Below are 19,629 nucleotides of genomic sequence, written 5' to 3'. Positions count from 1 at the left end.
GCTTACCGCCAGCCTGGCGCTGATCCCGAATAGTGCCGCCAAGACCGCTGGCATCGCAACCGGCGCAACGGTCGCCGCCGCGGTCCTGGCCGAGCGCGCTGGCGATGGCTACGGGGCGCCGTACACATACGCACCTACGGGATTGCCCGGCCGCTGGGCGCCGACGCCCGACGAGATGATACCAGCGCAGTTCAAGTATCTTGGCAGCACCGCTCCGTGGGTGATCTCCAGCGCCGCAAGCTTTCGTCCCGGCCCGCCGCCGACGATCGGTAGTGCAGAATATACTGCGGCATTCAACGAGGTGAAGTCACTCGGCTCGGCAACCAGCACGACGCGCACGACCGATCAGACGGAGGCTGCGCAGTTCATCGCGAACGTCAACTCGCCGTTCGAGCGCATCGCGCTGGACGCCGCAGAAACCCGTGGCTTGTCGAGCCTTGAAAGCGCGCGAATGTTTGCCATGACCTCGGTCGCCTACGCCGACGCCGTGACATCCGTCTTCGAAGCCAAATATTATTACGACTACTGGCGGCCGGTCACCGGCATCAGGGCCGCCGACACTGATGGCAATCCTGACACCATTGCCGATCCGAATTGGCATGCCCTGGTCTTCACCCCGCCATTCCCGTCTTATTCGTCGGCTGCAACCGGCACGGCTGGTGCGGTCGACGGAGTTCTCGAGGGGCTGTTGGGCAACAGTTACCATTTCTGCCTGGATGGGCCGACGACGCGTTGTTGGAATAGTCTCGCCGACGCCACCACCGAGTTTGCAAATGCCCGCGTCTGGGGCGGTGTGCATTGGCGGTTCGACACCGATGCGAGTCTCGTGATCGGTTCAGACGTCAGCCGGTCTGTGTTCGATGCGCGCGCGTTCGCCGCGGTTCCCGAGCCGGCCAGCTGGACTTTGATGGTCGCTGGATTCGGGCTTGTTGGTTTTATCAGACGGCGCCGGACCGTAGTCGCTGCCTAGACCAGGTCTCAGCACTCGCCTCTCCCCAGAGTTCGAGGCGAATGCCGAGTCCCCCCGGCACCAGGAGGCGACCGCCTTCCGGTCCTTACTTGGCACGACCACGCCGCCAAGCCCATTGATAGGGCCGGTTGGGCCTGCTCGTATTACCGCTGAGGGGCGAGCACGATGGCGACCGCTGTCAAAAGCTCTTCTTAATGTTGGCGGAGGCCTTATATTTCAACAGGCCTTAGTGAATCACTGCCCGCGACTCCTGCGTGCCGGGAAATAGGCTTGCTCTCGTAAAGACGAGCATCTGCGACCGCCATGAGTGCAGTTGCCGTCAAGCCGGCATGTGCCACTGCGATCCCCACTGCGGCACCTATCTGCAGAGAGATCCCATCGACGGAAAACGGGCGCGCGATACGATCAGCAAAAGCCTCAGAAAGCCGCAGAGCCGCGGTGTGTGAACTGCACAGCCAGGCGAACTCGTCGCCGCCGAGCCGGGCGACGAAGTCACCTGGGTTGGCCGACCCAGCAAGCTCGGCCGCAACGGCTTGAAGCAAACCGTCGCCGACCGGATGCCCATATTGATCGTTAACCGATTTAAAGCCGTTGAGATCGATCAGGCCGAGGGCGACCGCCTCCCCGTGTCCAAGCCTGCGGTCGAGCTCATCTCGGAAAGCCGCGCGATTGGCGAGCCCCGTCAAAGAATCATGGTGCGCCAATCGTTCGAGAGCTCGGGTAGCCGCCATGCTCATCCGACCGGCAAGCGTCAGCATGATAAGCGCGGCTAGAAGCAGTATCCCAATAGCGGGAGCCCACCGACCAATGGCGGCACGACCGGGGGTCCTCGGGCGCCACGTAAACACGATCGGCGGCCCGTTCTCGACCGGGATCGTCACAGCGTTGCCATCCCGGCCGGCAGCGGCGATCCTAAAGTCCTCAACATCGAGACTGGGCAGCATTTTCGGCATGACTTGCAAACCGACAGGCGCAATAATCGCCAATCGTCGCGGCGGTGCAACGGCCCCGCTGGCCGCCTCGCTACTGCTCGAAGCAACATTAGCAACTGCAATTGCCAATACCTGACCCGACTTATCGCGAACGAGCGCGTGCACTGTACTCGCGCCTCGCATCGGGAGCCTTGCTGCGATGGGCGCGACAATCCGAGCGGCTTCTACAAGTGCCGGTCCGGTCCACGGCAAGCCAAGATGTGTGCCCGCAAAGGCCGATCCATCCTGATTTAGAACGATGGTACCGTAATATCCAAGCGCTTCGCTGAGCGTGAAATTGAAATATCCATATGCAGAATCCGGTTTTGCACGCTGACCGGACAGGGAGCCGGCAATCTGCGGCGTACCGGCGTTCATGGCTACAGCAGAATCAAGGCGCGTTAGCATTCCTGTGAACGTGCGGGCGACCGCCTCGCGCGCGCGAACGGCATCGCTGCGGTCTGCTTCATAGGCGATGACAAGCATACCCCCGACTGCAAACAGAATAAGTAGGACGAAGAGCGCTGCGAAAGGCGCCAGGGGCCGCCAAGCCGTCTCACGTCTTCCGAAGGCGCTGGGCGGACGTCTCATCCGGCCCACGTTATGGCTGATTGCTCTTAAGGAGTCGTGCGCAGGCATACTTGAGCGGCCGTTGTTGTACGGTTTTAGGAACGACTGAGCGCCAATAGACGTCCGATTCTGAATCAATATGCGGCGGGCAGCCGTTTGAATAATCTGTTGCGAACCCACGTGGACGAGGGCGTTAAGACTCTGCATACGGCGGGATCTCGGATTGGAGCCGTACGATGACCTTTTCACTCTATGACGCCGTGGTACCGTCCAACCTCCAGATCCTGGGGGCGGTGGATGCTTTGCTCGACAAGGCGGCAGCGTTTTGCTCCGAGCATGGACGGACGGAGGCCGATCTGATCGATGCGCGCTTGGCGCCCGACATGTTGCCGTTCGGTTATCAGGTGAAGTCGTGCGCAGTGCATTCCATCGGCGGTATCGAAGGCGTGCGGGCCGGAACCTTTTCCCCCGACCTAACGCCGTGGCCGACCGACTTTGCCGGTTTGCATGGCGTCCTGCAGACGGCGGTTGCGAGTCTAGAGGCAATCGAACGGACGACTTTCGACGCACTTGCGGAGAGCGACACGCAGTTCGCGTTTGGAGAGAGCCGACTGCCTTTCACGGGCGCGAATTTCCTGCTCTCGTTCGCGCAGCCTAACTTCTATTTCCATGCCACAACTGCGTACGCGATCCTGCGAGCGCAAGGTGTGAAGCTCGGCAAGCGAGATTTCATGGGTATGCCGCGGATTAAGCGGTAGCTTACCGCCAACCTATGCCGGTAGACCGGCAGGCCGATTGAAGGTCCGGAAACTGAATGGACGAGCGGAGTCAGGAGACCGCGAAGCGCTCCTAGAGTCCGGATATGAGTTTCTAGCGCCTTTCTCGCATCTGATAATGAACGCCCGATAAGGCGAGGCGCTCGAAGCGTCAGGGACAAGCCGCAGTCGCTGTCTCGGGAACGGCTAGCGCTCCTTGCCCGAGCTCATCATGCCATCGGGCTCGTGCCCGGCGACGGTCACGAATGACATTCTTGTCTGTCGGTGGGCCCCCGCCACATTCGGTAAGCGTTCTTCGACACACCCACTTTTTCAGGAACGCCTCGTGGAAGACACGATCCTTCTGCTCGTCGTCGGCGTGGCCGTCGCTGGGGTATTCGGCCAGTGGTTGGGCTGGAAGTTTCGCGTAACGGCGATCATCCCGCTCCTGGTCATTGGTGCGATACTCGGGCCCATCGGCGGGCTCGTACGTCCGTCGGCAGCATTGGGCGACGTCATGCGCCCCGCGATTGGCATGGCGGTAGCGATCATCGTTTTTGAAGGCGGCCTCAACCTCAACTTGCGGGAGCTGCGCTCCGCGGGTTCGGGCGTGCTGCGTTTGGTGGCGGTTGCACTTCCCTTGAACTGGCTGATGGGCACGCTTGCCGGACACTGGGTTGGCGGTTTGTCCTGGCCAGTGGCGGTCCTCGTCGGCGCAATCCTCGTTGTCACCGGTCCAACCGTCATCATGCCGCTGCTGCGCCAGGCCAAGCTGGAGCCGCGCGCTGCGGCATTTCTGCGGTGGGAGGCAATCGTCAACGATCCGATCGGGGCGACGCTGACCCTGCTCGTGCTGAGCTACCTGACGTTGTCGACGACGATGAGCGGCGGCGCGGCGATCGTACACTTGGCCTGGCATACGGCGCTCGGTGCCGGTATCGCCGCCGCCCTGGGCCTCGTCGTGCCGTTCGGCATCCGCGCGCTCTTCAGCCGCGATCTCGCCCCGGAATATCTCAAGACGCCGATCCTGCTTGCGGGCGCGCTTGCAGTTTACGCCGCCGGCGAGGCGATACAGCCCGAAACAGGTCTGGTCGGAGCCACATTGTTCGGCGTCGTCCTTGCCAACATCGAGGTGACAGGCTTGCAGGAGCTTCGCCGGTTCAAGGAATCACTGACTGTGTTCTTGGTATCCGGACTGTTCATCCTGCTAACCGCCAACATCGATCGGCAGACCGTTACGATGCTCAGTTGGCCGATTGCTGCAACGACGCTGGTGATCCTGTTTATCGTGCGACCACTGGCCATTTCGCTCGCCACGATCGGCGCGAAGGTCAGCTGGCGCGAGAGATTGCTGGTCGGCTGGATCGGGCCGCGTGGCGTCGTCGCGGCAGCAATCGCCGGGGTTGCCGGCGAGCAGTTGGCACGGGCGGGCTATGCTGACGCGCGTCTCGTTCTGCCGCTGGTATTCGCCGTCATTGCCTCGACAGTGTTGTTGCACGGCCTCTCGCTCGCCCCGTTGGCACGACGGCTCGGGCTCGCTTCGGGTGGCCATGGCGGGCTCCTGATCGTCGGTGCGTCGCGATGGACAGTCGGATTGGGCGAGACGCTTCAGGGTTTGGGTATTCCCATCATTATCGTGGACCGCTCCGCACTCGCCCTCAAGGCAGCGCGCCTTGCCGGGTTGCCGACGCTGCGGGTCGAAGTGCTGTCCGTTATCGGCGAGGAGGTTGTCGATCTGCGAGATGTCGAGCAGGTCCTCGCCGCGACCCCCGATGACGCCTATAATGCCTTGGTCTGTACGCGCTTCGCCCCGGAGCTTGGACGCGAACGGGTTCACCAGCTTGCCACCGACGAAGCTGGCACCCGGCATCAGGCGTCCCGCGAGTGGCGCGGCAAGATTGCGATAGAGGCGACCATGACCCAACAGCGACTGGGCGAGCTCATGGAAGCAGGAGCGGCATTTGTAGTCGAGCCATGCAACGGGACTGAAGCCGAGAAAGAGCGTGTCGCGGACGACGGCTGGCCAATCGCTATCGTAAGAACCGGGGGAGAGCTCGCATTCCTTGGACCCGAGCAGGTCACCGTGCCGGCGGCCGGCGATCTCGTCGTTCGCCTTTATCGGGCGGCTCTCGCACCACGCCGCGCGCCAAGATCTCGCTGGCGCGACGGCCTCCGGCGCCGCGGTTCGAAGAACGCAGCTCCAGATATTAGCAGGGAACTCGACACGACACTGCAAAATTGAGAGCACGAGGCTGTCGCGTGAATCTTTCGGGTGCACCCACTGCACAAGCGCGCAGTGCCCGTTGGTCAGTGAAGTTCCCGAGACAATGGAGTGGGTAACGCCGACGCTTACATCAGTACAGCCACTGATCGCCGAGCCGCGAGACATGCCTAGGCCGATTCAGACGTTGCGCACGTCGATCAGCGCGCTGAGGCCAACGCAGACGGCGAGTCCGCTGACCGACTGCGTGTTAGCCGGAGCATCCACTACTTGGCCGGCTCGAACGCGGACCGACGAAATCGGCACTTCGTCTGCCGCGCGCCCGCATTACGGACGGCGGCCAGCTCGAGACCATGGCTAGTACCGCGCATATTACGCGTGGCCCGATTGACATATATTTGTTCTACGACTAACTAATGCGTGTAGAGCGTATAAGGTGATGCCGTGGACAATGTGGAGTCGAAGGATGCGGCTCTGGTCGAGATCAGGGTCAAGCTGATTGCCCTGGCCCTGGTCGACGGCGGCATCGCTGTCCTTCTGACCAATGGCAATGGCGGAGTCTGTTCGCTCCCTGGTGACGGCCTGCAAACTGGCGAGGCGCTCGACGACGCCGCACAGCGGATCCTGCAAGCGCAGGCGGGTATCGATCAAATCTATGCCGAACAGCTCTACACGTTCGAGGACGTTATCCGCGCACCCGGTCCGCGCGTCGTCACGATCGCCTATCTGGCGCTGCTTGCGGGCGATAGCCTCGCCCGGTCGCTGAGAAGCGGCAAGGGCCTGACGGTCGCCGATGTAGTGGTCCCATGGGCCGACGAAACCGGCGGCCCCGTTCAAGTCCACGACCCCGAGCAATGCCCGCTGGAGCTCGCCGATGGCGACGATCATGTTCTCGGTCAGGCCATGCTGCGCCTGCGCGGCAAGCTCGACTATTCCGCCGTTGGGTTCGCGCTCCTGCCCGAGCGCTTCACCCTGCGCCAGCTCCAGGACGTCCACGAGGCGATCCTCGGGGTTCGCCTGAACAAGCCCGCCTTTCGCCGCCGCATGCTCGACAAGGGCTGGCTGCAGGCGACCGGCGAGCGCGAGGCCGGCACCTCGTTCCGCCCCGCTGAACTCTATCTCTACCGTCCGACAAAAGGAGCCTGACATGGCCTATATCAAAAACTTCGGTTTTCTCGCCCAGCTCCGCAGCGACGCCTCGAACCATGTCATTCGCTATCGCAACGGCCGGGTTCGGCAGAGCGGTCGCGGGCTCGTCTTCTGGTTCCGCCCCGAGACGACGAGCATTGCCGAACTGCCGATGGACGACCGCGAGATGACGCTGTTCGTGAAGGGCCGCAGCCAGGATTTCCAGACCGTCGCGGTGCAGGGCACGCTGGCATGGCGGGTTGCCGATCCCGAGCAGCTGGCGGGGCGCGTCGACTTCAGCATCGGGTTGTTCACCGGGCGCCATCAGGGCGAGCCGATCGAGCGCCTCGAAACCCGGCTCGCGGGCCTGCTCAACCAGGCGACCTCGCAGTATCTTGCCGAGGCTCCCGTCCGCGCCTTGCTCGACGCCGGTCTCGATCCGCTCAGGCTGCGACTGGAGGCGGCGCTAGCCAGCGATCCCTCGCTGGCGGAGATCGGCGTCGCGGTGGTCGCCGTGCGCCTGACGAGCATCGCGCCGTCGAGTGAGCTGGAGCGCGCCCTGCAGACGCCGACGTTCGAAGCGCTGCAGCAAAAGGCCGACCAGGCGATGTTCGAGCGCCGGGCGCTCGCCGTCGACAAGGAACGCGCCATCGCCGAGAACGAACTCGGCAATCGGATCGAGCTGGCGCGGCGCGAGAAACTGTTGATCGCGGAGGAAACCGGCAATGCACGCGAGCGTGCCACCGGTCTCGCCGAAGCGCAGCAGATCGAAGCTGCAGCCGCGGCCGAGCGTACGCGCACTCTCGAAAGCGCCAATGCCGAAGCCGAGCGGGCGAGGATCAGCATCTACCGCGACCTGCCGCCCGCCGTCCTGCTGGGACTGGCGGCACGCGAGCTGGCTGGCAAGCTCGATACCATCGAGCATCTGAACGTCACCCCCGACCTGCTCGCGAGCGTGCTGGGCGAGTTCCGCAAGGCACCGCCGGTGCTCGTGGACGCGAGTGATCGGTGACGACGAACAGTCCGCGTGCGGTGTTCGTCACCCGTGAAACCGACTATGAACAGTTGCTCGCGCGCCACGCGACGCGCGAGCAGGCTCGGTTCTTTCTCGACACGCGGGGCCAGCGCCTTGCCGACGTCGAAAATCGCCATCTGCAGTTCGAAGCGACGCTGAAGGCAGCCCGGGCTGCCGTTGCCCCCGACTGGCGGCAGACACTCGTCCGCCGCGCCGACTTCGACCGCTTCCTGTTCGGCCCCGAGGACATCATCGTCGCGGTCGGTCAGGACGGTTTGGTCGCCAACGTCGCCAAATACCTCGACGGCCAACCCGTGCTCGGCGTCAATCCCGCGCCGGATTTGTACGACGGCGTTCTCGTCCGCGTGCCGGCCGGCCGCCTCGGCACGACGCTGATTGCGAGCCTGCATGGCGACGCCGCGACCGAGGAGCGGACGATGGTAGCGGCCACCCTCGACAGCGGCGAGCGGCTGCTTTCGCTCAACGAGGTGTTCGTCGGACACCGCAGCCACCAGTCGGCGCGCTACCGGCTCAGCATCGACGGCACATCGGAGGACCAGTCGTCGAGCGGGCTCATCGTGGCCTCGGGCACCGGTGCGACAGGCTGGGCCCGCTCGATCATGGCGGCAACGGGTCAGCAGATCGATCTCGTGCCGGCCGAGCGGGCGGTTGGCTGGTTCGTCCGCGAACCTTTTCCCAGCGTCGCCACCGGTACCGGGTTGCGTTCGGGCAAGATCACGGGGGGCGCGATCGCCGTGACGTCGCGCATGAACGACGGCGGCGTGATTTTCGCCGACGGCATCGAGCACGACTTCCTGCCGTTCGAGTGGGGGCGGCAGGTCATGATTGCACCTGCCGAGCGGACGTTGATGCTGGTCGGCTAGAGGAAACCGGCTACACTCCTGGCGTGCCGTGCGTCGCGCGGACCTTAGCGGATATCGAAGCGGCTGCTACACAACCATGATCACGGCCACAATAATGGCCACGATCATGGCGAAATCCGTAGCGCGTGCCGTCATTTGGCGGTGCCGTTCGTTGTCGCGCAGGGCTGCAGCGAGGTTGCCTTGGCACGGATGCAAAGGCAGCCGATGATGGGCGTGGTTTAAGCATGACGACGACCGGAACGGCCGCAGGCTTCATCGAGGGTATGGTCAGGGCAGTGACCTCGCCGATCATTTCCGGCATCGCGTCGTTCAATCGTTGGCGGTTGCCCGTGCTCGACGCACCGCACCCACTGCTGACCGGTATCCACCAGCCGATGACCGAGGAACTGACGCTCACAGACCTTGCGTTCGACGGGGTCATCCCGCCCGAACTGGACGGTCGCTACATCCGCATCGGTCCGAACCCGGTTGCCCCCGACCCGCGTAGCTATCACTTCTTTGCCGGCGACGGGATGCTACACGGCATCCGTATCGCCGATGGCCGGGCCTGCTGGTATCGCAACCGCTGGATCCGGTCGACGGAGGTGGCGAAGGTCCGCAAGATTGCGGCCGCGCCCGGTCCGCGCCACATCTTCGACACGGTCAACACCAGTATCCTGGGACACGGTGGCGCGGCCTTTGCGCTTGTCGAGGCCGGGAGTACGCCGGTCCGGTTCGGCGAGGAACTCGAAGGGCAAAGCTACGACGACTTCGGCGGCACGCTTCCGGGTTCGTTCACCGCGCATCCCCGCCGGGATCCGGACACCAGCGAACTCCATGCGATCTGCTATGAGGCGAACGATCCCAAACGGATCCGCTACAATGTCGTGGACGTCGACGGACGCGTCCGGCGGTCGGTGGTTATTCCGGTCGAGCACGGGCCGCTCATCCACGACTGCGCCATCACGGCGCGGTACATCTTGATCCTCGACCTGCCGCTGACCCTGTCGCTGAAGACGGTCATGGCCGGCCATGGCTTTCCGTACCGCTGGAATGCGAAACATCCCGCGCGCATCGGGCTGCTGCCACGCGCCGGCGGTGCCGCCGATATCATCTGGCTACCCATCGATCCGTGCTTCGTCTTTCACACCGCCAACGCGCACGATTTGCCGGACGGCCGGCTAGTGCTCGACGTGATCGCCTATGAGAGCATGTTCGACGGCGAAAATTCCGGGCCCGACACGTTGCCGCGCGCCTTCGAGCGCTGGACAATCGACCCTTCCGCCGGCATCGTCGATCGCGCCATCATCGACGTCACGCCGCAGGAACTGCCGCGCATCGACGAGCGGCACACTGGCCGACCCTACCGCTTTGCCTATGCAATGGGCTTGCCAAAGCACATCGGGCCGACGCTGGTCGGCGAGGCGCCACTGTTCAAGCACGATCTCGAGACTGGTGCCCGCCAGGCGCACACCTTCGGCGCAGGCGCAGTGCCGGGTGAATTCGTGTTCGTACCGCGCAGCGCTAATGCCGCGGAGGACGATGGCTGGCTGGTCGGGCTGGTGATCGGTGCCGATGCGGCGTCAAGCACACTCCAGATCATCGACGCTCGCCAGATCGAGCAACCGCCGGTCGCGTCGATCCGACTTCCGCATCGCATTCCGCCTGGCATTCATGGCGCTTGGCTCCCAACCGTCTAACGGCGGCCGGGCCGTGTGCAGTATTCGCTGCAATCGCCCAATCATGTCACGTCACACCCGCACCAAGTTCCTGCCACTCGGCGATCGTTCGAAGACCGAGGTCTTTGTAAAGGGCGCGCCCACCCACCTGGAGATCACTTGCCAATCCGTCTGCTGCGATGCGGATGCGAACTTGAGGGTCATGCGCCAGCGCCTCGGCGATACTGCGTTGCGAGGCTTGCCATCGCGCTGGCGATGATACTCGCGTATTTTGAAGACAGAGCACGGAACCGAGCGCGCGGCCGACCTGTCAAGCGTCCTCAAGGTGGCGAACCGACACCTTCACGACCGCCCGGGGCAGAAGGCAATCCGGCAGCGGCTTCGGCAGGTAGTCGGGCGACGGGGGTGGTTCATCGCCACCTGGCTTGCCTGGCTTTCGAAGCAGCAGCAGTTCCCGGACCGCGAGTGCGATAGGGACGCCGTGAGTAACCGCAAAGCTCAGCACGATGAACGATGTCGCCGTCATTCCGCTTCTCCGGCACGATGCCTGTCTCCTGAAGTTTCGTCTGCTCCGCGCCTTGCGTCAACCGCCACTTTGCCTCGCTCTCGCCCTCGCAACGCTCCACTTTTGGCCGGCGCGCGGTAGACGGATGCCGCGGTTCGCCGCATGAGGGCGCGGTGGAACCGATCCTCGTCATCTCCGGCTTGACCAAAACCTACGCGAGCGGTTTCGAGGCGCTGAGGTCGGTCGACCTCGAAATCCAGCGCGGGGAAATCTTTGCGCTGCTCGGGCCCAACGGCGCCGGCAAGACGACCCTGATTGGCGCGGTCTGCGGGTTGGTCCGCTCGACAGCCGGGACGATCAAAGTCGATGGCATCGATATCGCCAAGGACCCCCGGGCCGCTCGGAAGCGGATCGGACTGGTGCCGCAGGAACTCGCGACCGACATGTTCGAGAAGGTCGGCGACACGGTCGCCTTTTCGCGTGGACTGTTCGGCAAGCCGCGCGATCCTGCCGCGATCGAACGGGTGCTGCGCTCGCTGTCGCTATGGGACAAGCGCGATTCGAAAATCATGGCGTTGTCTGGCGGCATGAAGCGCCGCGTCCTGATCGCCAAGGCGCTGTCGCATGAGCCTGACATATTGTTCCTCGACGAGCCGACCGCCGGCGTCGACGTCGAGTTGCGCCGCGACATGTGGAAGCTGATCGGCGGTCTGCGCGACCAGGGCGTAACGATCATCCTGACGACGCACTACATCGAGGAAGCCGAGGAGATGGCCGACCGCATCGGCATCATCGCCAAGGGCGAGATCGTGCTGGTCGAGGATAAAAGGGTGCTGCTCGCGAAACTCGGACGGACCGAGGCGAGCTTTCGGCTCGTTGCGGCTTTGCCCAGACTTCCAGATAGCCTGTCGGGCTGGCCGGTGGCGCTGGCGGACGAAGGCGACACGCTGGTCTACATGATCAGCAGCGAGGAAGCGGCGGCGCGCGGCCTCGCGGCCATGGTCCGCCGTCTCGACGAGCTCGGCATCGATTACCGCAACCTCGACGTCCACCGCAGCTCGCTCGAGGACATCTTCGTCGATCTGGTCGAGGGGCGGGCATGAACTTCCATGCCGTCCGCGCGATCTATATGTTCGAACTGGCGCGCACCCGCCGGACGCTATTCCAGAGTCTGTTCACTCCGGTGCTGACCACCTCGCTGTACTTCATCGTCTTCGGCTCGGCGATCGGCAGCCGGATGCAGACCGTCGGCGGCGTCAGCTACGGCGCCTTCATCATCCCCGGGCTGCTGCTCCTGACGATCCTGTCTGAGAGCATTTCGAACGCATCGTTCGGCATCTATCTGCCGCGGTTCACCGGCACGGTCTATGAGTTGCTGACAGCTCCGGTCGGGGTCGCGGAGACCTTGCTCGGCTATGTCGGCGCGGCAGCGACCAAGTCGGTGATCCTCGGACTCGTGATCATGGCGACGGCACGTCTGTTCGTGCCTTACCACATCGTCCATCCATTCTGGGCGGTCGGCCTGCTGGTGGTGATCGCCGTGACCTTCTGCCTGTTCGGCTTCATCCTCGGGCTATGGGCCGACGGCTTCGAGAAACTGCAGATCGTGCCGCTGATGGTGGTCACGCCGTTGACCTTCCTCGGCGGCACCTTCTACTCGCTGAGCATGCTGCCCGAGCCTTGGCGGACGCTGACCATGTTCAATCCGATCGCCTATCTGGTCAGCGGCCTGCGTTGGACCTTCTACGGTGTCTCGGACATCGATATCCGCATCAGTGCCGGGCTGACCGTGGCTTTCATGCTGGTCTGCACCGGCATCATCGCGTGGATTTGGCGCACCGGCTACCGGCTGAGAAGCTAGGGGGCGTTGACGAGGACCCCCGCGGCTTGACCTGGCCTGTCGGGGGAACGCGTGCACACGACGACTGGGACGGTGAGACCGACCCGATCTGTGCGCGGCCAAGTTAGCCGAAGCGCCCGGCCGATCACTGCACTTAGGCGCGGATCGTCCGGCCATCCATTGCGCACCCGGCACGCACATCCAAGCCGCATATTTATTGCGGGGCCGCTCTCGGCGCGGCGGCAGCATTGTCGAGCGCTGTTTGCTGGCGTCGCTCCGGGCTTACACAGACATGATCCGTAGGCGATGCCTCGCGCCAGACGAAACCACTGCGGCAGGTGACGTTGTCGTACGGGCCACCGTCAGCAGTGCGACGAGAGCGGCCCAGGACGTTGTCCTGCGCCGCCGCGTCCCGGACGTCGGGCGTGACGCAACGGGTGTCGCCGGGAAACGCTTCGCGCCGAACAAAGCCCGTCAGGCACATCGGAGTCCTGGCGCGGTCGGGCTGAGCCGCCGCTTTGGTTTGCGTGGTTCCACAGTTCCCGAAGGCCGGTGGATCGCCTCCCGTAGCGAGACCCGCCGCGACTAGGATGACGCCGAAGATATCCAGCATCACCTGCCGTTTAAGCGATGCGGCCTGTGCAAATTCGAGTTGCACGAATTTGACCCCGCCGCCGACAATGGCGCCAATGATGCAACCCACGCCAATCATGATCAGCCCAGTTTCCACGCGATCATCCCCCGCTGAAGCGGGGATGCGATGCCGATCGCTGCAAAGGCGAGAGCCTTGCTGCGCTACTCCGAGCGACGCCGCAGATTTGGCTGCCAATCGATGCGACGGTTCCAATAACGCTACGGCGCGTAGTAGCCCGATCGGCGGAACCGGCGCGCGTGGAACCGCCTTCTCCGCGCCGCGCGTTATCCGAGCTTAGCTGCTGGAGCCTGCGCTGATGACCACTGTCGCCGAACTGCTTGTCGAGACCCTAGCGGAACTCGGCGTGCGTCAGGTTTTCGGAGTGGTCGGCGATGCGCTTAACCCATTCACCGACGCGATCCGGCGGCAGAAGGTTATCGAATGGATCGGCGTCCGCCACGAGGAGGGGGCAGCACTGGCCGCGGCGGGGCAGGCGAAGCTGACTGGAAGGCTCGGTGTGTGCTGTGGCACCACCGGGCCGGGCGGGAATCACCTCGTCGCCGGGCTCTACGAAGCGCGTAAGGATCATGCGCCTGTGCTGGCGATCTCCGGCGGCGTGCCGACCGAATTGCGTGGCACGGATTATCTGCAGGAAGATACGCCCGACCTGCTGTTCCGCGACGTCGCGGTCTATACCCAGACCCTTGCTGCTGCATCGCAAGCCCCGGCCGTCTTCCATCAGGCGATCGCCGAGGCCTATGGTCAGCGCGGCGTTGCGCACATCAGCATCCCGCCCGATGTCTTTGGCGCGCGAGCATCCGGCAAGGTCCCGAGCATGGCAACGTTGCGTCCGCGACCGGACGTTGCGCCGGAGCCGTCCGATATTGTCGCGCTGCACGCACTGATCGGTTCAGCGAAGACCGTGACCCTGCTCTGCGGAAACGGTGCGCACGGTGCGGCGGCGGAACTCGAGGTACTGTCGCGGCGGCTGCACGCGCCGCTGGTGCACACCTATCGCGCCCTCGACCTGCTGCCTTTCGACCATCCCAACTGGATTGGCGGCCTCGGCCTGATCGGTGGGCGGGCAGGGACCGATGCGGTCATGGACGCCGATCTGCTGCTGATGCTCGGCAGCGACTACCCTTATGTCGAATATCTTCCCAAGCACGGCCGTGTCGTCCAGATCGACGAGCGCGCCTTTGCGCTGGGCCGCCGCACCCCCGTACAGCTCGGGATCGTCGGATCGGTGCGGCCGGCTGTCGCGATGCTTCTCGAGGACCTGCCGCAGCGAGACGATACTGCGTTTCTCGATCGGGCTAACGCGTCCCGGCGCGACTGGGCCAAAATGCTCGATGAGAAGGCTGATCCGGGGCGCAGTCAGGACCTGATCCATCCGCAGGCGGTGGCGCGGCTGGCTAGCGATTTGGCCGATGACGACGCGGTGTTCGTTACCGATACCGGCGAGGTCACTTTGTGGGCCGGTAACTGGATCAGGCCGTGCGGGACACAGAGGATCACCGGGTCATTCAACAACGCCGCAGTCGGCACCAGTCTCGGCATCGCGAACGGCGTCCAATTGCTCGACCGTGACCGTCAGGTCGTGCTGCACGTCGGCGACGGCGGCTTCACCATGCTGCTCGGCGAATTCATGACGAGTGTCGAACACGGCCTCGCGTTGAAAGTCATCGTCTACGACAATGGTGGCTGGGGCCTGGTGCATTTTGAGCAGGAAGGCGCCGGCAATCCGGCATCCAGGGGCGCGAACTTCCCCAACATGGACTTCGCCGCATTTGCCCGGGCTTGCGGGGTCGCCGGCTTCACGGCGCGTGATCCCGGCACGCTGTCGGCGACGATGCGCGAGTTCATGGCAACCCCCGGGCCGGCAATCCTGCACGCTGTCGTCAATCCGGACGAGATTCCGGCCATGCCGCACATCAAGCTCGAACAAGCGTTCAAATTCGGCGTCGCCAAGGTGCGCGAGAAATTATTCGCCGCACGCTGATGCATACTCAGCCGATAGAGCGCACCGGTGATGGCGGTCATACGCTGGTTTGTGACATCCGCGGTCAAGGTGAAGTCTGCGAATTTCACGCCTATGGTGATCCGGCGCAGTCCGCTGACCGGACGACACGGCTCGACATGCACCGCCGCATCACCACCTTGTGGCTGCGATCAATCGGTCTGATTTTAAGTGGCGTCGCCAAGCTTGCCGACAGCGGGTGTCGGTGCGGCGTTGAACGAAGTTAGCAATCCGCCACCAGCGTCGAACTGGCTGTCGTCGGACGTCGTGGCGACCGGCAGGCAATCTGGACGAACCGCAGCGGCGAGCAGCGGTCCCTTGGCGATGCGATGAAGTGCACGAGGCGGTGCGAAATGCTTTTGTGCGACATGAGCCGCCGGGACGATAGCCGCGCCGGTGCCGGCAGCACAGACGCAGATGGCGATCTTGGAGAAAATTGGTTTCGAAATGGCAACACTTTAAACATAAAGCTACCTGTACTGACCCAGCGTAAACACTGATCAGTAGTAAGCAATTTCCGTGCCAGACCACAAAAGCGCGGAATCACGCTGTTTTCAACTCATCAATACATATTAACTGTAAAGACTGCCGACATACCGGTGAGGTCATCCGTCCTGTTCAATGGGCGTGTTAACGAATATTTATTTCGTTTGCGAAAATCGGTGAGCCGTTAACTAGATCGTACACTGTGGGCAGTTAAACCAGCTAACGCTATCCGAAGCCACGACGATCGCGTCTGTTGGCTCTGGTAGTCCATTTCTTGGGGTGCAGTGATGCCGAACAGGCTGACGATGATGCGGGCCTCTCTACGAGCACTTGCACGGAAGCTCGCACATTCGCCGGGTACGACAATGTCCAAAATGGCTGCCGTCGCCGTTCTGGCGGGTTGGCCTCTGATGGGGCATGCTGGCACTACCGTGTGTTGGTCGGATCGTTTTGCTGGACTTCACGAGGTGTCGGATCGCGCGGAGGCAGTGCTCGGCGTCGCGACGCATGACAGCTCACGCGTCAGGATCTATTTCGAGGAAGTCGAAGGCCTGTTTTTCTACCAGTCCAATTATCTTCCAGCCGGTGAGCGAAGTCCTGCAAAAATCACGTCCACTGAACCATTGAGCGTGCTCGCGGTCCTGAGCAACGTACTCGTGCGGCGAGTTCCCGGTTCTCGTATGGACGGCGGGATCCTCGATGCCGCAAGCAAGAACGTCACGATTTACTCAGGGGTGAAAGGCGCGCAGCCCGGGCTTGAAATCGCGCACACATTCATAGCGAAGGCGACGGTTTCCGCGGTGTGGGGCAGGCCGGTGCCGATCCGAGGATCATACTAAGCTCGGCACGTTCAGGCGTTGCGTGGGAACGTCTTGGCCGTCGGCTTGTCGACGCCATTACCATCTTGTTCGCCAGCCTGGTATCGGAGACGCACAACGCCCATTTCATCGCAAAGCGCCAAGATCGTCCACGGCGAACCCACCTCACGTGCGGCTAAGCTCGCTTGTCTTGCCCGGAAGCGGCCTTCTGCTCCTCACCCGCTTTGCCCCGTCCAGCGTGTAGGGCTTGATTCCGATAGGTCGCCCCGTCTCAAGGAGGTGGCTCACACATCTGACATCATGCCCACTGGGAATCCTGAGTATCGATCCGATCTAGTTCGACTAGTCAGTGGCCCTAGCCGAGCGGGACGCCTCGGCACCCGGTGCGCGTTGACCCCTCCTTAAGGCACTACGGAGGGCTCAGTTCGTCGACATCGATGCGCGATGCAGCTCAAAATAGCCGCCGGCGCATGATAGCGTGGAGCGCGTTACGGAAATGGTGCCAACAAGCCACTAGCCCGAATACATTAGGACCCGGAATTGAGTTTATGAATCTAGTACATGTTTAGGCTTCCGAAAGCTTCGTGATGTTAGCTGTTCGCTATTTGAGTTCAGATGCTCGATAGGATCACCATGATAATCGGTAGCTCTTCCATATTTTTCAATCGAGATTAAATATACAAAAAAACAGCATCGTCCACTCGAGCAGTATTATTCCTGTATTGCTAGAATTTCTTATCTAGAAGAATGTCTGATGGCTATCACAGGCTAGAACTCTCGGGGGAACAATCAGATGACTATTTCAAACGTGCTTCTGGCACGAGCGGCCGTCCTTTGTCTCAGTGCGGGTGCAATCTGCAGTGTAACGACTGCAGCCGATGCCACCAACGCGCGGAATTGGAATGGCTACAGCTGGGCTCGAGCCGACAATCTCACGATCCAGTTGGTGAACAACACCAGCGCTCTATGGACACCCTATCTGTTGACTGCAGCAACCGAATGGTCGGCAGCGAATAATATCGACTATGAAGTGGTTTCCGGTCCGGAAGTCGACCCTTTGGTCTGCGCGCCATCCTATGGCGTGGTTGAAGTGTGTAGCGGCGACTACGGAAAGACTGGCTGGCTCGGTCTGACCAACGTTTATACCAGCGGCGGTCACGTCGTCATGGCGACGGTAAAGTATAACGATTACTATCCGGACACCAGCGCCTTTTATGACAACGTAAACTGGTACACCAACACCAGTTGCCATGAACTCGGCCACGTGCTCGGCCTGACCCATGCGGACACGACCAAAGCCAACGCAAACTCGGGCAGCTGCACCGATATGACCAACGATCCTACCGGAACGAAGTCGGGCTACGGACCGCTTTCCGACCTCGCCCCCGGTTTGATCGACTTCATCGCGCTGGACGATATCTACGCGGTTCCGTCGGGAGTCCAGTTGCCCAGCACCATCGAAAACGGCGAGTCGCTCGGTTCGTTCGTCCCCGAGCCGGCCGCCTGGACGTTGATGCTGACCGGCTTCGGCATCATCGGGTCGACAATGCGTCGCGGGTCGCGGCGGGTGACGACGGTTGCCGCCTAGGTGGGAACGTCTTCCGGTGCCGGAGGGGGCGTATGCGATCATTATCGATAGGCTTGGCTATCGGGTTCTCGCTCCCCTACCGCCCGCGCTCGTTTTCCGGCATCCGTATCGAAAAGCACCAATTAGCAACAAATGTTGTCCATAACTTGATCGGGAGCGATGCCTTTATGTTACCAAGGTAGTAAGCGGACGACTGATATTGTGGAAAGTGACATAATATTGATAAGCTTGCCTTGTAGTGGAGTTTAAATAGTCTCATAATGCGATTAAATTGAAGCAAATAAATGCTATTCGATGGTTGAAGATTGGCGGTATCTTGTAAGTCTCTCGTTATACGGGCATAAACGTCGCTAGTCGGGCCGACGGATGCACGGGAAGAGCGGTTCAAGATGAAACAAGTCTATATCGTCGATGACGATGAATCGGTGCGATCTTCGTTGGCCTTTTTCCTGTCTGCCTCGGGGTTCGAAGTCCGCGCGTATGCGGGTGGCCGCGAGTTGGTTGCCGATGCCGCTTATCTTGCGGGATGCGTCCTGCTTGATGTGCGGATGCCGGGAATGGACGGCTTCGCAGTTATCGCGGCACTTTCGGCCCATCGGGCCCGGCTACCGATCGTAATAATGTCCGGGCATGGCGATATCGCCAGCGCGGTCAGGGCAATGCAGGCGGGGGCCCTCGACTTTCTCGAGAAGCCCTTCGACGAAAAGATGCTCCTCGATATCCTGGCGCGGGTGTTTGCCTTCCATGGCCATCGCGTTCGCGATCACGACCGTCGGACGGAGGCACTCACCCGCATGACGTCCTTGAGTGAGCGCGAACTCGAGGTTCTGCAGGGATTGATGGCCGGGCACTCGAACAAGGTGCTCGCCTACGATCTTGGGATCAGTGTCCGGACCGTCGAAATGCACCGCGCAAGCATGATGGACAGGCTCGGCGTGCGCAGCCTTGCGGAAGCGCTGCGGATTGCCTTCGATTGCGGTGCCGAAACTGTCACCACGGATACCGCCAGCAATTGCGCCGCCTAATGAGGAATTGGCCTATGCACGGCGGGCAATTGGCGCGCGCGCTAAAACCACCGGGGCTGCAGAGCGGCGATATCGTCACGACCGGGCTGCCCAGCCTCCATGCGACCCTCAGCGGGGGCTACGCTTACAATCGCTGCCTACGTTGTCGAAGGTCAGCCTGGCTTGGCTAAAAACACCCTCCCCATGCAGTTCCTGACCGCGGAACATGCGCGAGGCGAGAAATGCCTGTTCATCACGATCTCCGAAAGCCCGGCCGAGCTGCGTCAGGTGGCCAAGACGGCTGGGTTGAGCCTCGACGGCATCGAACTGGTCGATTGTGTGCCCGAGACTTGCTTCAACGCCGACAATAATCATTCGATGACGCACGCTTCGCAGCTTGAGCTCGAACCGTATGTCCAGGCGGTCATAGCCGCACTCATTGCGGCAAAACCGATACTGGCCGTGCTCGAACCGCTGCTGTCCCATTCCAGGAATGTCGGATTTAACCTCGCGCTCTACACCGGTTCAGAAGTCCTGCTTAGTGACCGTCACATTTGATCGG

At 62.3% G+C, this 19,629-nt stretch carries 17 protein-coding genes; 14 read left to right on the top strand and 3 right to left on the bottom strand.

Translation table 11 applies throughout. The annotated features are described in order from the left end of the window. Positions 1–793: 793 nt before the first annotated feature. A complete protein-coding gene (locus KX816_13960; GenBank protein QXQ08582.1) occupies positions 794–970 on the top strand; it encodes a PEPxxWA-CTERM sorting domain-containing protein in 177 nt (58 codons plus the stop codon). Between the two features lie 209 nt (positions 971–1,179). On the opposite strand, the gene KX816_13955 is transcribed toward KX816_13960, so the two are convergent. Then, entirely contained in the window at positions 1,180–2,427 is a 1,248-nt protein-coding gene (locus KX816_13955; GenBank protein ID QXQ05348.1) for a GGDEF domain-containing protein, read from the bottom strand. A gap of 320 nt (positions 2,428–2,747) precedes the next feature. Here KX816_13955 and KX816_13950 point away from each other — a divergent pair, with 320 nt between their 5' ends. The 6 genes from KX816_13950 (at position 2,748) to KX816_13925 (ending at position 10,193) form a co-directional block, all read left to right on the top strand. Further along, the gene (locus KX816_13950) at positions 2,748–3,269 is read left to right on the top strand and encodes a DUF1993 domain-containing protein (GenBank protein ID QXQ05347.1); all 522 of its coding nucleotides are present in this window, start codon (positions 2,748–2,750) and stop codon (positions 3,267–3,269) included. 343 nt (positions 3,270–3,612) lie between these two features. Then, complete coding sequence (locus tag KX816_13945; GenBank protein QXQ05346.1) at positions 3,613–5,508, top strand: sodium:proton antiporter; 1,896 nt, start codon at positions 3,613–3,615, stop codon at positions 5,506–5,508. Between the two features lie 423 nt (positions 5,509–5,931). Further along, the gene (locus tag KX816_13940) at positions 5,932–6,633 is read left to right on the top strand and encodes an NUDIX hydrolase (GenBank protein QXQ05345.1); all 702 of its coding nucleotides are present in this window, start codon (positions 5,932–5,934) and stop codon (positions 6,631–6,633) included. Between the two features lies 1 nt (position 6,634). Further along, positions 6,635–7,627, top strand: a complete 993-nt coding sequence (locus tag KX816_13935; protein QXQ05344.1) for an SPFH domain-containing protein — start codon at positions 6,635–6,637, stop codon at positions 7,625–7,627. Continuing rightward, positions 7,624–8,514: an NAD(+)/NADH kinase gene (locus tag KX816_13930; protein ID QXQ05343.1), complete on the top strand. Its 891-nt coding sequence runs from the start codon at positions 7,624–7,626 to the stop codon at positions 8,512–8,514. Before KX816_13935 ends, KX816_13930 begins: the two co-directional genes overlap by 4 nt. Positions 8,515–8,777: 263 nt before the next feature. Beyond that, entirely contained in the window at positions 8,778–10,193 is a 1,416-nt protein-coding gene (locus KX816_13925) for a carotenoid oxygenase family protein (protein ID QXQ08581.1), read from the top strand. A 289-nt stretch (positions 10,194–10,482) separates the two neighbouring features. Here the strand turns inward: KX816_13925 and KX816_13920 are convergent, their stop codons facing one another. Beyond that, complete coding sequence (locus KX816_13920) at positions 10,483–10,698, bottom strand: hypothetical protein (GenBank protein QXQ05342.1); 216 nt, start codon at positions 10,696–10,698, stop codon at positions 10,483–10,485. Positions 10,699–10,850: 152 nt separating this feature from the next. On the opposite strand from KX816_13920, the gene KX816_13915 reads away from it, so the two are divergent. Next, complete coding sequence (locus tag KX816_13915) at positions 10,851–11,780, top strand: ABC transporter ATP-binding protein (protein QXQ05341.1); 930 nt, start codon at positions 10,851–10,853, stop codon at positions 11,778–11,780. Next, positions 11,777–12,538, top strand: coding sequence for an ABC transporter permease (locus KX816_13910; protein ID QXQ05340.1), 762 nt, complete (start codon positions 11,777–11,779; stop codon positions 12,536–12,538). Before KX816_13915 ends, KX816_13910 begins: the two co-directional genes overlap by 4 nt. A gap of 193 nt (positions 12,539–12,731) precedes the next feature. Here KX816_13910 and KX816_13905 read toward each other — a convergent pair whose 3' ends face one another. Next, positions 12,732–13,247: a hypothetical protein gene (locus KX816_13905; GenBank protein ID QXQ05339.1), complete on the bottom strand. Its 516-nt coding sequence runs from the start codon at positions 13,245–13,247 to the stop codon at positions 12,732–12,734. A 217-nt stretch (positions 13,248–13,464) separates the two neighbouring features. On the opposite strand from KX816_13905, the gene KX816_13900 reads away from it, so the two are divergent. The 5 genes from KX816_13900 (at position 13,465) to KX816_13880 (ending at position 19,625) form a co-directional block, all read left to right on the top strand. Next, positions 13,465–15,153, top strand: a complete 1,689-nt coding sequence (locus KX816_13900) for a pyruvate dehydrogenase (protein ID QXQ08580.1) — start codon at positions 13,465–13,467, stop codon at positions 15,151–15,153. 878 nt (positions 15,154–16,031) lie between these two features. After that, positions 16,032–16,496, top strand: a complete 465-nt coding sequence (locus KX816_13895; protein ID QXQ05338.1) for a hypothetical protein — start codon at positions 16,032–16,034, stop codon at positions 16,494–16,496. Between the two features lie 1,144 nt (positions 16,497–17,640). Next, positions 17,641–18,063 carry a PEPxxWA-CTERM sorting domain-containing protein gene (locus tag KX816_13890; protein ID QXQ08579.1) on the top strand — a complete coding sequence of 141 codons (423 nt, stop codon included), beginning with the start codon at positions 17,641–17,643 and terminating at the stop codon, positions 18,061–18,063. A gap of 389 nt (positions 18,064–18,452) precedes the next feature. Beyond that, positions 18,453–19,088 (top strand): response regulator, encoded by a 636-nt coding sequence (locus KX816_13885; GenBank protein ID QXQ05337.1) that lies wholly within the window; start codon positions 18,453–18,455, stop codon positions 19,086–19,088. A 162-nt stretch (positions 19,089–19,250) separates the two neighbouring features. Next, complete coding sequence (locus KX816_13880; protein QXQ05336.1) at positions 19,251–19,625, top strand: hypothetical protein; 375 nt, start codon at positions 19,251–19,253, stop codon at positions 19,623–19,625. Positions 19,626–19,629 lie beyond the last annotated feature (4 nt).

The organism is Sphingosinicellaceae bacterium (assembly GCA_019285715.1).
Taxonomy (GTDB): domain Bacteria; phylum Pseudomonadota; class Alphaproteobacteria; order Sphingomonadales; family Sphingomonadaceae; genus Glacieibacterium.
This window is presented reverse-complemented; position numbering and strand designations above follow the sequence as displayed.

What these genes read in the sequence shown, in the direction of transcription:
- KX816_13955 (QXQ05348.1), bottom strand. Translation starts at nt 2,427, where the DNA reads ATGCTTGTCATCGCCTATGAAGCAGACCGCAGCGATGCCGTTCGCGCG.
- KX816_13950 (QXQ05347.1), top strand. Translation starts at nt 2,748, where the DNA reads ATGACCTTTTCACTCTATGACGCCGTGGTACCGTCCAACCTCCAGATC.
- KX816_13935 (QXQ05344.1), top strand. Translation starts at nt 6,635, where the DNA reads ATGGCCTATATCAAAAACTTCGGTTTTCTCGCCCAGCTCCGCAGCGAC.
- KX816_13925 (QXQ08581.1), top strand. Translation starts at nt 8,778, where the DNA reads ATGGTCAGGGCAGTGACCTCGCCGATCATTTCCGGCATCGCGTCGTTC.
- KX816_13920 (QXQ05342.1), bottom strand. Translation starts at nt 10,698, where the DNA reads ATGACGGCGACATCGTTCATCGTGCTGAGCTTTGCGGTTACTCACGGC.
- KX816_13910 (QXQ05340.1), top strand. Translation starts at nt 11,777, where the DNA reads ATGAACTTCCATGCCGTCCGCGCGATCTATATGTTCGAACTGGCGCGC.
- KX816_13895 (QXQ05338.1), top strand. Translation starts at nt 16,032, where the DNA reads ATGGCTGCCGTCGCCGTTCTGGCGGGTTGGCCTCTGATGGGGCATGCT.
- KX816_13890 (QXQ08579.1), top strand. Translation starts at nt 17,641, where the DNA reads ATGGCGACGGTAAAGTATAACGATTACTATCCGGACACCAGCGCCTTT.
- KX816_13885 (QXQ05337.1), top strand. Translation starts at nt 18,453, where the DNA reads ATGAAACAAGTCTATATCGTCGATGACGATGAATCGGTGCGATCTTCG.